The 13,667-nt window shown below is 74.5% G+C and carries 13 protein-coding genes and 1 other RNA gene; 8 read left to right on the top strand and 6 right to left on the bottom strand.

All coding sequences use genetic code 11. From position 1 onward, the window contains the following. Positions 1 to 101 precede the first annotated feature (101 nt). Both ACZ499_RS38090 and ACZ499_RS38085 read right to left on the bottom strand, forming a co-directional pair. Entirely contained in the window at positions 102 to 248 is a 147-nt protein-coding gene (locus ACZ499_RS38090; RefSeq protein ID WP_468681519.1) for a hypothetical protein, read from the bottom strand. Positions 249 to 316: 68 nt separating this feature from the next. Further along, on the bottom strand, positions 317 to 1,429 hold the full coding sequence (locus ACZ499_RS38085) for a hypothetical protein (protein ID WP_468681517.1): 1,113 nt from the start codon (positions 1,427 to 1,429) through the stop codon (positions 317 to 319). A gap of 227 nt (positions 1,430 to 1,656) precedes the next feature. Here ACZ499_RS38085 and ACZ499_RS38080 point away from each other — a divergent pair, with 227 nt between their 5' ends. The 3 genes from ACZ499_RS38080 to ACZ499_RS38070 are packed head-to-tail and all read left to right on the top strand — an operon-like array spanning position 1,657 to position 4,498. Further along, positions 1,657 to 2,493: a Nif3-like dinuclear metal center hexameric protein gene (locus tag ACZ499_RS38080; RefSeq protein WP_468681515.1), complete on the top strand. Its 837-nt coding sequence runs from the start codon at positions 1,657 to 1,659 to the stop codon at positions 2,491 to 2,493. Next, positions 2,490 to 3,233, top strand: coding sequence for a zinc ribbon domain-containing protein (locus ACZ499_RS38075; protein WP_468405774.1), 744 nt, complete (start codon positions 2,490 to 2,492; stop codon positions 3,231 to 3,233). The genes ACZ499_RS38080 and ACZ499_RS38075 overlap by 4 nt, the downstream gene beginning before the upstream one ends. Continuing rightward, entirely contained in the window at positions 3,233 to 4,498 is a 1,266-nt protein-coding gene (locus ACZ499_RS38070; RefSeq protein ID WP_468681513.1) for a bifunctional RNase H/acid phosphatase, read from the top strand. Before ACZ499_RS38075 ends, ACZ499_RS38070 begins: the two co-directional genes overlap by 1 nt. A gap of 120 nt (positions 4,499 to 4,618) precedes the next feature. Here the strand turns inward: ACZ499_RS38070 and eda are convergent, their stop codons facing one another. Together eda and yaaA are read right to left on the bottom strand one after the other, a co-directional pair. Next, positions 4,619 to 5,233, bottom strand: a complete 615-nt coding sequence (gene eda, locus ACZ499_RS38065; protein WP_468681511.1) for a bifunctional 4-hydroxy-2-oxoglutarate aldolase/2-dehydro-3-deoxy-phosphogluconate aldolase — start codon at positions 5,231 to 5,233, stop codon at positions 4,619 to 4,621. A gap of 80 nt (positions 5,234 to 5,313) precedes the next feature. After that, the gene (yaaA, locus tag ACZ499_RS38060) at positions 5,314 to 6,114 is read right to left on the bottom strand and encodes a peroxide stress protein YaaA (RefSeq protein WP_468681508.1); all 801 of its coding nucleotides are present in this window, start codon (positions 6,112 to 6,114) and stop codon (positions 5,314 to 5,316) included. Between the two features lie 805 nt (positions 6,115 to 6,919). Here yaaA and ACZ499_RS38055 point away from each other — a divergent pair. The 3 genes from ACZ499_RS38055 to ACZ499_RS38045 all read left to right on the top strand — a co-directional run bounded on the left by ACZ499_RS38055 (position 6,920) and on the right by ACZ499_RS38045 (position 9,259). Beyond that, positions 6,920 to 8,353 (top strand): RNB domain-containing ribonuclease, encoded by a 1,434-nt coding sequence (locus tag ACZ499_RS38055; protein WP_468681506.1) that lies wholly within the window; start codon positions 6,920 to 6,922, stop codon positions 8,351 to 8,353. Between the two features lie 54 nt (positions 8,354 to 8,407). Continuing rightward, an RNA gene (gene rnpB / locus ACZ499_RS38050) (RNase P RNA component class A) lies at positions 8,408 to 8,807 on the top strand. A gap of 128 nt (positions 8,808 to 8,935) precedes the next feature. Beyond that, positions 8,936 to 9,259: a nuclear transport factor 2-like protein gene (locus ACZ499_RS38045; protein WP_468681504.1), complete on the top strand. Its 324-nt coding sequence runs from the start codon at positions 8,936 to 8,938 to the stop codon at positions 9,257 to 9,259. A 12-nt stretch (positions 9,260 to 9,271) separates the two neighbouring features. Here ACZ499_RS38045 and ACZ499_RS38040 read toward each other — a convergent pair whose 3' ends face one another. Both ACZ499_RS38040 and ACZ499_RS38035 read right to left on the bottom strand, forming a co-directional pair. Next, a complete protein-coding gene (locus ACZ499_RS38040; RefSeq protein WP_468681502.1) occupies positions 9,272 to 10,129 on the bottom strand; it encodes a PhzF family phenazine biosynthesis protein in 858 nt (285 codons plus the stop codon). A 102-nt stretch (positions 10,130 to 10,231) separates the two neighbouring features. Next, complete coding sequence (locus ACZ499_RS38035) at positions 10,232 to 10,996, bottom strand: SDR family oxidoreductase (RefSeq protein ID WP_468681501.1); 765 nt, start codon at positions 10,994 to 10,996, stop codon at positions 10,232 to 10,234. 161 nt (positions 10,997 to 11,157) lie between these two features. Between ACZ499_RS38035 and ACZ499_RS38030 the strand changes: the two genes are divergently transcribed. Further along, positions 11,158 to 12,423, top strand: a complete 1,266-nt coding sequence (locus tag ACZ499_RS38030) for a multidrug effflux MFS transporter (protein ID WP_468681498.1) — start codon at positions 11,158 to 11,160, stop codon at positions 12,421 to 12,423. Positions 12,424 to 12,476: 53 nt separating this feature from the next. Beyond that, positions 12,477 to 13,466 (top strand): small ribosomal subunit Rsm22 family protein, encoded by a 990-nt coding sequence (locus ACZ499_RS38025; RefSeq protein WP_468681496.1) that lies wholly within the window; start codon positions 12,477 to 12,479, stop codon positions 13,464 to 13,466. The last annotated feature ends 201 nt before the right edge of the window (positions 13,467 to 13,667 follow it).

Below are 13,667 nucleotides of genomic sequence, written 5' to 3'. Positions count from 1 at the left end.
TGGGGGCCCCTCGGTGGGGACAAAACACCACTCCCCCCCCCCCCCCCCCCCCGTTTCCCCGCCCCCCCCCCCCCCCCCCCCCCCCCCCCCCGGCCACCTGATCAGCTTGCCCCTGCGTCCATCCTGCGATGGCGACCGTGGGCCTCGTGGGTCGGCTCCTCGGTCGCCGCCGCGCCGCCCCGGTGCCGGCCGTGGCCGTCGGGGTCCGTCGTGGCTTCGGCGGACATGGCGGTCAGTGTCTCGGACATGTGGTGCAGTCACCCCGTTGTGTTTCGTCCGTTGCGTTCGCCGTGGATCTTAACCAGACGCCCACGGCCTACTGACGGCCGGTCAGCGGTGCCTGCGCGAGCGGTACGGGCCGGGGGGCCTGCGGTTTCAGCGGTACGGGGGCGGGCCGCGGCACGTCCGCCGGGGCCGGGACCGCAGCCACCGAGCAGGGCGCCGCGGGCGTCGCGCAGGGCAGCCGCAGCACTCCGTACCGGGTCCACAGACCTGAGCCCGCCAGCCACCCCTCGGGCGCGGCCAGCTGGTGCAGCCGGCGGCCCGCCGGGCGCCACACCCCGAGCCAGGTGCCCGCCGCCGCGTCGATCCGCAGCGCCACCGCGCAGCTCTCCGGCATCAGCGCCTGCCGGGGCTGTACGGCGAACGGGGTGACCGCCGCGTCCGCGAGCCGCAGGCACTCGGGGAAGCGGACCGGCAGGGTGGAGCCGAGCACACCCCAGCCGAGCCGGTCGTGGCCGGGCGCGTCGGAGCGCAGCAGCAGCAGACCGGTGTCCGGGTCCGCGAGCAGCAGCCGGTCCTGGCTCTCCTCGGTGATCTGGAGGAGCGGGGTCACCTCGCCGCCGCGCTCCAGGTCCACCGCGACCGCCTTGGTCCGCCCGTCCAGCTCCCGGTCCACGGCGAGCATCCGGCCCGTCCGGTCCAGCCAGACGCCGCCCGAGCAGTGGCCCTTGAGGGTGGCGACCGGCTCCGGGCCGAAGGCGCCGCCCGCCACCAGCCAGATCGTGCTGTCCTGCGGCCCGGCCGCCAGCGCGTACGCACAGCTGCCGTTCGGGGACGGCGGCAGCAGGGTCATCCGCCGCCCGGGCGTGCCGTGGTGGGCGACCGTGCCCAGGGCGAGCTCGCCGGTGCCGGGGCCGGTCGGGTAGAGCAGGGCGAAGGCGTCCCGGTCCGCGACCCGGCGGTGGATCAGCACCCGCCCGTCCGCCATCGGCAGCACCGAGGCGTCCGGCTCCTCCGGCTGGTTGCCGGGCAGCGGCACCGCGTACGGCTCGGGTCCGTCGAGCGTCCACCGCTCGGGGAACCAGCGGTCGCCCCCGCCCTCTCCCCTCACCAGGCGGGCCGCGTAGGCGCCGTCCGCGGTGATCGTGAACTCCGTCTGCTGGGCCGCGCCGTTCCCGGCAGCGGTCTCGATGGCCAAGGCCGTCATGAGATGGCTCACCTCCGGCCCATGAAGGTAGTTTTCGCACTTCCTGCCGAACAACACGAGACCACCCGCTTCACACCAAAGGGTGGCTATCGGGCGATTCCCCTGTGAGCGGGGCGACGGATGTGCAGTGCGGTGCAAGTAAGGCAAGGCGTACCTGAGCAGCCGCCCGGGGCGGGCGGGGCCGAAGCCATGGTGGGCGGGGCGCCCCGCGCGGGTAACCTGTGTCCGTGCCCCGTCTGTCTGAAGTCATCGCCGCGCTCGACGCCCTCTGGCCGCCCGAGCGGGCCGAGGGATGGGACGCGGTCGGCACCGTCTGCGGCGAGCCCGACGCGGAGGTCCGGCGCGTGCTGTTCGCCGTCGACCCCGTACAGGAGATCGCGGACGAGGCCGTGGAGCTCGGCGCCGATCTGATCGTCACCCACCACCCGCTCTATCTGCGCGGTACGACGACGGTCGCGGCCGGCCACTTCAAGGGCCGGGTCGTGCACACCCTGATCAAGCACGACATCGCGCTGCACGTCGCCCACACCAACGCCGACACCGCCGACCCCGGCGTCTCCGACGCCCTCGCGGGCGCCCTGGACCTCCGGGTCGTCCGGCCGCTCGTGCCCGATGCCACCGACCCCTCGGGCCGCCGCGGCCTCGGCCGGATCTGCGAGCTGGACCACCCGGTGACGCTGGGCGAGTTCGCCGCCCGCGCCGCCGCCCGGCTGCCCGCCGCCGCGCAGGGGATCCGGGTCGCGGGCGACACCGGGGCGCTGGTGAAGACCGTCGCGGTCAGCGGCGGCTCGGGCGACGGCCTCTTCGACGCCGTACGGGCGTCGGGAGCCGACGCCTTCCTCACCGCGGACCTGCGCCACCACCCGGTGTCGGAGGCCACCCACCATGCACCGCTGGGCCTGATCGACGCCGCCCACTGGGCCACCGAGTGGCCCTGGTGCGAGCAGGCCGCCGCACAGCTCGACGAGATTTCCGACCGTCACGGCTGGGACCTGCGGGTCCACGTCTCGAAGACGGTCACCGACCCCTGGTCATCCCACCACTCTTCTGGAGCCCCCAACTGAACGCCGCGCCCGCCGACCAGATCCGCCTCCTCGACGTACAGGCCCTCGACGTACGCCTGTCGCAGCTCGCCCACAAGCGGAACTCGCTGCCCGAGCACGCCGAGATCGAGTCGCTGAACAAGGACCTCGCCCAGCTCCGCGACCTGCTGGTCGCCGCGCAGACCGAGGAGAGCGACACCGCCCGCGAGCAGACCAAGGCCGAGCAGGACGTCGACCAGGTCCGCCAGCGCGCCGCCCGCGACCAGCAGCGCCTGGACTCGGGCGCCGTCTCGTCCCCCAAGGACCTGGAGTCCCTCCAGCGCGAGATCGTCTCGCTCGCCAAGCGCCAGGGTGACCTGGAGGACGTCGTCCTGGAGGTCATGGAGCGCCGTGAGTCCGCCCAGGAGCGGGCGGCCGAGCTGACCGAGCGCGTCTCCTCCGTGCAGTCGAAGACCGACGACGCGACCGCCCGCCGCGACGCCGCGACCCAGCAGCTCGACGCCGAGGCCGCCGACGTGGCCAAGGAGCGCGAGGTGGTCGCGGGCGTGATCCCGGCCGACCTGCTGAAGCTCTACGACAAGCTCCGCCTGCAGCAGGGCGGCGTCGGCGCGGCCCGCCTCTACCAGCGCAAGTGCGAGGGCTGCCGCCTGGAGCTCAACATCACCGAGGTCAACGACGTCAAGGCGGCGTCCCCGGACACCGTGCTGCGGTGCGAGAACTGCCACCGCATCCTGGTCCGTACGTCGGAGTCGGGCCTGTAGTGCGGCAGTTCGTTGTCGAGGCCGACGGCGGCTCCCGGGGCAACCCGGGCCCGGCCGGTTACGGCGCGGTGGTCCTCGACCCGGTGACGGGCGAGACACTGGCCGAGGCGGCGGAGTACATCGGCGTCGCGACCAACAACGTCGCCGAGTACAAGGGCCTGATCGCCGGACTGAAGGCCGCGAAGGCCCTGGACCCGGCGGCGAAGGTCCGGGTCCGGATGGACTCCAAGCTGGTCGTCGAGCAGATGTCGGGCCGCTGGAAGATCAAGCACCCCGATATGAAGCCGCTCGCGGCCGAGGCCGGGCGGATCCTGCCGCCCGCGCAGATCACGTACGAGTGGATCCCGCGCGAGAAGAACAAGCACGCGGACCGGCTCGCCAACGAGGCGATGGACGCGGGCAAGCGCGGCAAGCAGTGGGAGCCGTCGGCGTCCATGGCGGCGCTGAACGCGGGTTCCGGCTCCGCCGACGCGGGTGCGGCGCGGGTCGTCGGGGACGCGGCGGCGGGTGCGGCGCGGGCCCGGGCGGCGCTGGGGACGTCTTCCGTGACGGCTCCGGCTGCCGCCGCGGCCACCGTTCCGGCTCCGGCCCGGGTGGCCACCGCCGGGGCCCCGGCGGCCGGGTGGAGCGCGCCCGACCTGGGTACGCCCACGACCTTCGTCCTGCTGCGGCACGGCGAGACCGCGCTGACCCCCGAGAAGCGGTTCTCCGGCAGCGGCGGCTCCGACCCGGAGCTGTCGGCGGCGGGCCGTCGCCAGGCCGAGCAGGTGGCCGCCGCGCTGGCGGCCCGGGGCACGATCCAGGCGGTCGTCTCGTCCCCGCTGCGGCGCTGCCGTGAGACGGCGGCGGAGGTCGCGGCGCGCCTCGGTCTGGACGTACGAGTCGAGGAAGGCCTGCGCGAGACGGACTTCGGCGCGTGGGAGGGCCTGACCTTCGCGGAGGTGCGCGAGCGGTACGGCGCCGATCTCGACGCGTGGCTCGCCTCGCCCAAGGCGGCGCCGACGGGCGGCGGCGAGAGCTTCGCGACGGTGTCGCGGCGCGTCTCGGCGACCCGGGACCGGCTGCTCACGGCGTACGAGGGCCGCACGGTCCTGCTGGTCACGCATGTGACCCCGGTCAAGACGCTGGTCCGGCTCGCCCTGGGCGCCCCGCCGGAGTCGCTGTTCCGGATGGAGCTGTCGGCGGCGTCGGTGTCGGCGGTGGCGTACTACGGCGACGGCAACGCGTCGGTGCGGCTGCTCAATGAGACGTCGCATCTGCGCTGAGTCGCGTGGTTGCCCGCGCCCATCAGGGGCGCGGGCATGCGGCACTGTGCGGCTGCGCCGCGCGGGCGCGACCAGCCACAGACGGCCCGCAGCCGAACGACTGCACTTGACCTCGCACCCTTAGCGGAGCGCCGCCGCCTCCCGGGCCAGCGACTCCACCCGCCCCCAGTCCCGCGCGGCGAGTGCGTCCGGGGGCAGCATCCACGTACCTCCGACGCAGCCCACGTTCGGCAGCGCCAGATACTCCGGCGCCGAGGCGAGCGAGATGCCGCCGGTGGCGCAGAAGCGAGCGCCGGGAAGCGGCCCGGCGAGGGATTTCAGATAGGCGGTACCGCCCGCCGCTTCCGCCGGGAAGAACTTCATCTCGCTGACCCCGCGTTCCAGGAGCGCCACCACCTCGGACGCGGTCGCGACCCCGGGCAGGAACGGGACCCCGGACGCGGTCATCGCCTTGAGGAGGCCGCCGGTCCAGCCGGGGCTGACCAGGAAGCGCGCCCCGGCCGCCACGGAGTCGGCGACCCCGGCGGCCGACACCACGGTCCCGGCCCCGACCACGGCCTGCGGCACGCCGTCCGCGATCGCCCTGATCGCGTCGAGCGCGGCGGGCGTACGCAGGGTCACCTCGATCGCCGGCAGCCCGCCCGCCACGAGGGCCCGCGCGAGCGGCACGGCGTCGGCCACGTCGTCGAGGACGACCACGGGGACGACGGGGGCGAGGTCCAGGACGGAGGTCATGGGGGCATCCTGCCGGGCGGATGCGGGGCCTGCAACGACTGTTGCGGAAGGTGCAACGGGGCGTCAAAAGGGCGTGGCGGTCAGTGGATCTGCTCCACGACCACGTCCAGCGCCCACGCCTTGCCCGGCTTGGCGGGGGCGGCGCACTCCACGGCGTAGCCGAGGTCGCGCAGGGCCTCCACGAGCCGCGCCGGGTCGGCGGGGGCGGCCCCCGCCAGCAGCAGGTCCCGCACCAGGCGGCCCTTGGTGGCCTTGTTGAAGTGGCTGACCACCGAACGCTTCTCGACGCCGTCGACGATCCGGGAGTGCAGTACGCGTACGGTCGCGGTCCGCCCGGCCACCTCGCCCTTGGGCTTCCAGGCGGCGGCGTACGCGGAGGAGCGCAGGTCGAGGACGAGGCCGGTCCCGGCGGCCTCGGTCATGACCGGGTCCATGACGCCGCGCCAGTACGCCCCGAGCGCGCCCGGTCCCGGCAGCTTCACGCCCATCGAGCAGCGGTACGACGGGATGCGGTCGGTGATGCGGACGGCGCCCCAGAGGCCGGAGAAGACCAGCAGCGACTTGGCGGCGCGGCGCTTGGCGGCGGGGTCGAGGGTGGCGAGGCCGAGGGCGTCGTAGAGGACACCGGTGTAGATCTCGCCGGCGGGGCGGGTGCCGGCGGTGCGGAGCTCGGCGTTCTTGGCTACTTCGCCGCGCAGGCCCTCGCTGAGGCCGAGCACGTCGCGGGCCTTGTCCTCGTCCCCGAGGCACAGCTCGACCAGCTCGTCGAGGACGGCGGCGCGGGCCGTTCTGAGCCCCGGCAGGGACAGCGCCTCCTCCTTGAGGGGCGTCCCGCGCCCCCCGCCGGCCTTTCCTTCGGAGGGCGGGAGCAGCACGAGCACGGGGTCTCCTCGGGGGTGGTACGGGACGGGGGCGCGGCCCCGCAGCCAGATTAAGCCCCCACCCCGCCCCTTCCCTAAACCCTCCGGGGGATGGGGAGGGGGCGGAGATGGGTTCCCGGGGGTCCGCCCCGGCGCCCCTGGTGGGGCTGCACTCCGGCGCCCTGGGTGGGGCTGCACTCCGGCGCCCTGGGTGGGGGCTGCACTCCGGCGCCCCTGGCGGGGCCTGCGGCCCACCTCGCTTTCGCCTGCGGGGCGTCTGTGGCTGGTCGCGCAGTTCCCCGCGCCCCTGAGGGGCGGGGCAGCTGCACTCCGGCGCCCGGGTGGGGCTGCACTCCGGCGCCCCTGGCGGGGCCTGCGGCCCACCTCGCATTCGCCTGCGGGGCGTCTGTGGCCGGTCGCGCAGTTCCCTGCGCCCCTGAGGGGCGGGGAACCGCGGCTCCTGCCCCCGGCTCCTCAAACGCCGGAGGGGTTGAATGTGGCCGCGCCCCGTTCTGCCTTCAGGGGCGCGGGGAACTGCGCGCCCAGCCACACACAGCCCGCAGACGAACACCGGGCCGAAAAGGGGCGCGGGGAACTGCGCGACCAGCCCCCGCCCGCCCGCAGATGAAGGGGCGTCCGGGGCGAAGCCCCGGAAACGGTCATCGGCCCGCCGGCGACGAACCCGGCCGCCCGCCCGAGGGCTTTCGGGAAGGGGCGGGGTGGGGGGGCAGGCCCGCCGCAGGCGGAGCAGCCCAGCCGGGCAACCGGGCCCGGGGCCCAGCCCCGAAAAGGGGCCGAGCCCGGGCGCGCGGCCTACGCTCGGGGCATGCCTCGCCGCCACCTCCGTATGACCGGCGCAGCCGACCCGCTGAGGGCCGCCCTGCGCGACCTCCGCACCACCCTCGACGTCCCCGAGCGCTTCCCCCCGGACGTCCTCGCCGAGGCGGACAGGGCCGCGGGCACCCCCCGGCTGCCCGCCCGCGACGCCACGGACCTCCCCTTCTTCACCATCGATCCACCCGCGTCCATGGACTTGGACCAGGCCATGCACCTGGCCAAGCGCGGCAGCGGGTACCGCGTGCACTACGCCATCGCCGACGTCGCCGCCTACGTCGTCCCCGGCAGCCCCGTGGACACCGAGGCCCACCGCCGCGTGAACACCCTCTACTTCCCCGACGAGCGCATCCCGCTCCACCCGCCCGTACTCAGCGAGGACGCCGCCAGCCTGCTCCCGGGCCGCATCCGCCCCGCCGTCCTGTGGACCATCGACCTGGACGCCGACGGGGCCACCACCGCCACCCACGTCGAGCGCGCCCTCGTCCGCAGCCGCGCCAAGCTCGACTACGACGGGGCGCAGCGGCAGATCGACGCCGGTACCGCCGAGCCGCCCCTCGCCCTCCTCCAGGACATCGGGCGGCTGCGCGAACAGCAGGAGGTCGCGCGCGGGGGCATCTCCCTCAACGTTCCCGAGCAGGAGGTCGTCGAGCGGGACGGCCGGTACGGGCTTGAGTACCGCGCCCCCCTCCCCGCCGACGGCTGGAACGCCCAGATCTCTCTGCTCACCGGCATCGCCGCCGCCGACCTGATGCTGGCGTACGGCACCGGCGTCCTGCGCACCCTCCCCAGCGCCCCCGACGGCGCCGTCGCCCGGCTGCGCCTCTGCGCCCAGGCGCTGGGCATCGACTGGCCGCACCACGTCCCGTACGCCCAGGTCATCCGCTCCCTCGACCCGCGCGACCCGCGCCACGCAGCGTTCCTCCAGGAGTGCACGACGCTGCTGCGCGGCGCCGGGTACACCGTGTTCACCGGCGGGAACGTCCCGCACCCCGCGGTGCACGCCGCCGTCGCCGACGAGTACACCCACTGCACGGCCCCCCTGCGCCGCCTCGTCGACCGTTACACCAGTGAGCTCTGCCTCGCGGCGGTCGCCACCGCCGACATCCCCGACTGGGTGCTCGCCGGGCTCGACGCCCTCCCCATGGAGATGGCCGAGGGCACCCGCAGGGCCAACACGGTCGAGCGCGAGTGCGTCGACCTGGTGGAGGCGGCGCTCCTCAAAGACCGCGTCGGCGATGTCTTCGACGCGATGGTCGTCGACGTCAAGGACGACGAACCGGCCGTCGGCACCGTCCACTTGACCGACCCGGCCGTGGTGGCCCCCGTCAAGGGCGCCACCCCCCTCCCCCTGGGCGAACGCCTCCGGGTCCGCCTCACCCAGGCCGACCCGGGCACGGCGAAAGTGGAGTTCGCCCCTGCCTGACGGCGTCGGCGGCAGGCCCACCCTCCCGGCAGGTAGCATGGTCGGCACGGCAGACGAGCCGGGCGGACGGCCGCGTGGGGATCCTCGGATCCTCCCGAGGAACGTCCGGGCTCCACAGGGCAGGGTGGTGGGTAACGCCCACCCGGGGTAACCCGCGGGACAGTGCCACAGAGAACAGACCGCCCAGCGCTCAGGCGCTGGGTAAGGGTGAAACGGTGGTGTAAGAGACCACCAGCGCCTGGGGTGACTCAGGCGGCTAGGTAAACCCCACCCGGAGCAAGGTCAAGAGGGAGCACTCCGGTGCTCCTGCGCGGACGTTCGAGGGCTGCCCGCCCGAGTCCGCGGGTAGACCGCACGAGGCCGATGGCAACACCGGTCCTAGATGGATGGCCGTCTCCCCGGCCGCCGCGAGGCGACCGGGCGACAGAACCCGGCGTACAGCCCGACTCGTCTGCCGTTTCACACCTCCCCCTCCCGCGCCGCGACCGGTGGCGGGAGTGGTGGCGATGGGGTGAGCTGGGAGGCGGGCCCGCCCCGTGATGGGCGAGCCCGGTCCCGGACCCCGCACCCGCAGGAGCCCCCATGAGCGTCCCCGTCGACCAGCTCAGCGACCCGACCGTCCGGGCCTTCGTCACCGCGCTCAACGCGAACGACCGCGCCGCCTTCCAGGCGCTGCTCACCCCGGACGCGACCATGTCCGACGACGGGACCGACCGGGACCCGGCCGAGTGGACCGAACGTGAGGTCTTCTCCTCGGGTGGGCACATGGACGTCGAGAAGGAAAGTGACGGCGGGCTCTCGCTGATCGCGAACTACCGCAACGACACCTGGGGCGAGATGCGCACCGCCTGGCGCTTCGACGTCCAAGGCGGCAAGGTCAGCCGGTTCGAGACCGGGCAGGCCTAAAGGCCGCCCTCGTCACTCGGGGATACGGGTGCCCGCGCCGCCCACCCGTACGCGCGCGTCGCCCGCCCGCAGTGTCACCGTCAGGACTCCGGGGCGGCCCATGTCCTCGCCCTGGTGGAGCGTGAGGACCGACTCCTCGGGGACCAGGCCGAGTTCGCGTACGTACGCGCCGAAGGCCACCGCGGCCGCGCCCGTCGCCGGGTCCTCGACGACCCCGCCGATCGGGAACGGGTCGCGGACGTGGAAGACCGTGTCCGACGCGCGCCAGGCCAGCTGAACCGTCGTCAGGTCGAGTCGTCGCATCAGCGTGGCGAGCCGGTCGAAGTCGTAGTCGAGGTCCGCCAGGCGCTCGCGGGTGGCGGCGCCCAGGACCAGGTGGCGGTTTCCCGCGTACGCGATGCGCGGCGGCAGGGCCGGGTCGAGGTCGGCGGCGGGCCAGTCGAGCGCGGCCAGGGCCTCGGCGAGGTCGTCGGGCGCGATGTCCTCGCTGTGCGGCTCGACGCTGGTGAGCGTGGCCCGCAGGGCGCCGCCGTCCTCGGTGACGGTCACCGGGACGGTGCCGACGGGGGTCGCGAAGACCAGATCGCCCACGCCGATCCGCTCGCCGAGCGCCACGGCCGTCGCCACGGTCGCGTGACCGCAGAACGGGACCTCGGCCTGGGGGCTGAAGTACCGGATCGTGAACGCGCGCCCCTCCTCGCCGAGGCCCTCCGGGGGAGCGGTCAGGAACGCGGTCTCGCTGTACCCGAGCTCTGCGGCGATCGCGAGCATGGCGGCGTCGTCGAGCCCGGACGCGTCCAGGACGACCCCGGCGGGGTTGCCGCCGGCGGGGTCGGAGGAGAAGGCGGTGTAGCGCAGTACGTTGGTCATGTCGCGGTCAACTCCGGGTGGGGTGTGATCATTCCCGGGGTCAGGGCGGGGTTGCGCAGCCCGGCGGCACGCATGCCCACAGCGGCGAGGGGGGCGTGCCCCTCAGCCCCGCCCGATGTACGGCATCGTCGTCGCCATCACCGTCGCGAACTGCACGTTCGCCTCCAGCGGCAGTTCCGCCATGTGCAGCACCGTGCGGGCCACGTCCGCCGCGTCCATCACCGGCTCCACCGCCAGCTCCCCGTTGGCCTGCGGCACGCCCGTGCTCATCCGGGCCGTCATGTCCGTGGCCGCGTTGCCGATGTCGATCTGGCCCACGGCGATCCGGTACGGGCGGCCGTCCAGGGAGAGCGCCTTGGTCAGGCCGGTCATCGCGTGCTTGGTCGCCGTGTAGGCGACCGAGTGCGGCCGCGGCACGTGCGCCGAGATCGAGCCGTTGTTGATGATCCGGCCGCCCTGCGGGGCCTGCTCCTTCATCTGCCGGAACGCCGCCTGCGCGCACAGGAACGCCCCGTTGAGGTTGGTGTCGACGACATGGCGCCACGCCTCGTACGCCAGGTCCTCCACCGCGACCCCGCCCGGCCCGAACGTGCCCGCGTTGTTGAAGAGCAGGTCGAGCCGCCCGAACCGGTCCCGTACCGCCTCGAAGAGCGCCGCCACCTCGTCCGGTGACGTCACATCCGTACGGATCGGGAGGGCATCGGCTTCGGGGCCCGCCAGGGCTGCGGTCTCCGCCAGGGTTTCCGGCCGGCGGCCCGCCAGGGCCACCGACCAGCCCGCCGCGGCCAGGGTGAGCGCCACGGAGCGGCCGATGCCGGAACCGGCGCCGGTGACGACGGCGGTCTTGCGCGCTGCGGATGCGTTCATGGCCCGGAGCGTACGGGAGCCGCCCGCGCCCCGGCCGGAGCCGTCCGGGATGTGGGCCCGGCCCCGACCCGGTGCCGACCCGGTCCCGAGCACCCCCGCCGGGCTGAGAGCATAGATGCTTGAAACTACAACGGTCGGTACGGCCGGAAGCGGGAGACACCATGGCGGAGACCAGCCGGACCGCACCGGCCCCGATACCGGCCGCTGCCCCCGTCGCCGCCCGCCGCGCCGGTCTGCTGGTCACGCTGGTCCTCGGCGGGCTCACCGCGCTCCCGCCGCTCTCCATGGACATGTACCTGCCCGCGCTGCCCGAGGTCACCGGCGCGCTCCACGCGCCCGCCGCCACCGTGCAGCTCACGCTCACCGCGTGCCTGGCGGGCATGGCGCTCGGCCAGCTGGTCGTCGGGCCGATGAGCGACAAGTGGGGCCGCCGCAGGCCGCTGCTGGTCGGCATGGTCGTGTACGTGATCGCCACCGCCGTCTGCGCCTTCGCGCCCGACGCCGGACTGCTCATCGCCTTCCGGCTGCTCCAGGGCCTGGCGGGCGCGGCGGGCATAGTGATCGCCCGGGCGGTGGTGCGCGATCTGTACGACGGCGTCGAGATGGCCCGGTTCTTCTCCACCCTGATGCTGATCTCCGGCGCCGCCCCCGTAGTGGCGCCGCTGATCGGCGGGCAGGTGCTGCGGCTGACCGACTGGCGCGGGGTGTTCGTGGTGCTCACCGCCGTCGGGCTGCTGCTCACCCTCTTCGTGTGGCGGTGCCTGGGCGAGACGCTGCCGCCCGAGCGACGGCACGAGGGCGGGGTCGGCGAGGCCCTGCGCACCATGGGCTCGCTGCTCAAGGACCGGGTCTTCACCGGGTACGTGCTGGCCGGAGGGCTCGCCTTCGCCGCGCTCTTCTCGTACATCTCGGCCTCCCCGTTCGTGATCCAGGAGATCTACGGGGCCTCGCCGCAGACCTTCTCGCTGCTGTTCGGGCTCAACTCGGTCGGCCTGGTCGCCGCCGGGCAGATCAACGGGAAGCTGCTGGTGGGCCGGGTCAGCCTCGACAAGGTGCTCGTCTGCGCCCTGTCCGTCGTCGTCCTGGCGGCGGCGGCGCTGCTCGTGATGGTGTCGGGGGTGTTCGGCGACCCCGGCCTCGCGCCGGTCGCGGCCGGGCTGTTCGTGCTGATGTCCGCGATGGGCATGGCCACGCCCAACACCACGGCCCAGGCCCTGATGCGCACCCCGCACGCGGCGGGCTCCGCGTCCGCGCTGCTCGGTACGTCGTCGTTCCTGATCGGGGCGGTGGCCTCTCCGCTGGTGGGGATAGCGGGGGAGGGGACGGCCGTTCCGATGGCGGTGGTGCAGCTGGTGTCGGGCGTCGCCGCGCTGCTGTGCTTCCTGGTGCTGTGCCGCCCCTGGCAGCGGCAGGAAGCCGGAGTCTGAGCCGTCCCCGGGCACGGCGCCGCCGCCCCGCGTCCCGCCCGTAGAATCCCCAGGTGAACGAGAACGTCCCCGTCCCGCAGGCCCTGCGCTCCGCCCTCGCCGGGCTGCTCGACGGGCTGCCGCCGTCGCAGGCCGCGCAGGCCGTCGACCGGCTGATCGCCAACTACCGGGGAGCCACCCAGACCCACGCCCCGGTGCTGCGCGACCGCTCCGACGTGGCCGCGTACGCCGCGTACCGGATGCCCGCGACCTTCGAGGCGGTACGGTCCGCCCTCGCCGCCCTCCAGGACGCCGTCCCGGACTGGGCCCCGGCCACCCACACCGACGTCGGCGGCGGTACCGGTGCGGCGAGCTGGGCGGTCGCGGAGGCGTGGAACACCGCGACCACGGTCCTGGACTGGGCCGAGCCCGCGCTCGCGCTCGGCCGTGAACTCGCCGACGCCTCCGGCATCGAGGGCCTCGGCGCGATCCGCTGGGAGCGGGCCAGGATCGGCTCGGCGCTGAGCCTCCCGGAGACCGACCTCGTCACCGTCTCGTACGTACTGAACGAGCTCACCGCCGACGACCGCCGGGCCCTGGTGGACGCCGCCGCCCGCGCCGCGACGGGCGCCGTGGTCATCGTCGAGCCGGGCACCCCGGACGGCTACGCCCGGATCATCGAGGCCCGGGACCGGCTGATCGGGGCCGGGTTCACCGTCGCCGCTCCCTGCCCGCACAGCGCCGCCTGCCCCATCGAGCCCGGCACGGACTGGTGCCACTTCTCCGCCCGGGTCAGCCGCTCCTCCCTGCACCGGCAGGTCAAGGGCGGCTCACTGGCGTACGAGGACGAGAAGTTCAGCTACGTCGCGGCGGTGCGGGGGGCGGCCGAGCCCGCCGTGAACCGGGTCGTCCGGCGGCCGCAGATCCGCAAGGGGCAGGTGCTGCTCGACCTGTGCACGGCGGAGGAGGCGCTGCGCCGCGAGACGGTGACCAAGCGCCACGGCGCGCTGTACCGCGAGGCCCGCGACGCGGAGTGGGGCGACACGTGGCCTCCGGCCGGGTAGGCCGTTTCCGGGTGGGGGCCGGCGGGGGCTGGTCGCGCAGTTCCCCGCGCCCTTATCGGGCCGGTGTTCGTCTGCGGGGTGGGGTGGGTTGCTCGCGCAGTTCCCCGCGCCCCTGGAAGCGCCCCTGCGGGGCGCCCCCCGAGGATGCCGCGCAGATGCCCTTCAGCAGGGCGGGGAACTCCGCTACCCGACACAAACGGC

Source organism: Streptomyces sp. NPDC031265 (assembly GCF_055570295.1).
This window is presented reverse-complemented; position numbering and strand designations above follow the sequence as displayed.

Coding starts and splice junctions, on each gene's coding strand:
- ACZ499_RS38035 (WP_468681501.1), bottom strand. CDS start 10,996: ATGAACGCATCCGCAGCGCGCAAGACCGCCGTCGTCACCGGCGCCGGT.
- ACZ499_RS38040 (WP_468681502.1), bottom strand. CDS start 10,129: ATGACCAACGTACTGCGCTACACCGCCTTCTCCTCCGACCCCGCCGGC.
- ACZ499_RS38030 (WP_468681498.1), top strand. CDS start 11,158: ATGGCGGAGACCAGCCGGACCGCACCGGCCCCGATACCGGCCGCTGCC.
- eda (WP_468681511.1), bottom strand. CDS start 5,233: ATGACCTCCGTCCTGGACCTCGCCCCCGTCGTCCCCGTGGTCGTCCTC.
- ACZ499_RS38055 (WP_468681506.1), top strand. CDS start 6,920: ATGCCTCGCCGCCACCTCCGTATGACCGGCGCAGCCGACCCGCTGAGG.
- ACZ499_RS38090 (WP_468681519.1), bottom strand. CDS start 248: ATGTCCGAGACACTGACCGCCATGTCCGCCGAAGCCACGACGGACCCC.
- ACZ499_RS38085 (WP_468681517.1), bottom strand. CDS start 1,429: ATGACGGCCTTGGCCATCGAGACCGCTGCCGGGAACGGCGCGGCCCAG.
- ACZ499_RS38045 (WP_468681504.1), top strand. CDS start 8,936: ATGAGCGTCCCCGTCGACCAGCTCAGCGACCCGACCGTCCGGGCCTTC.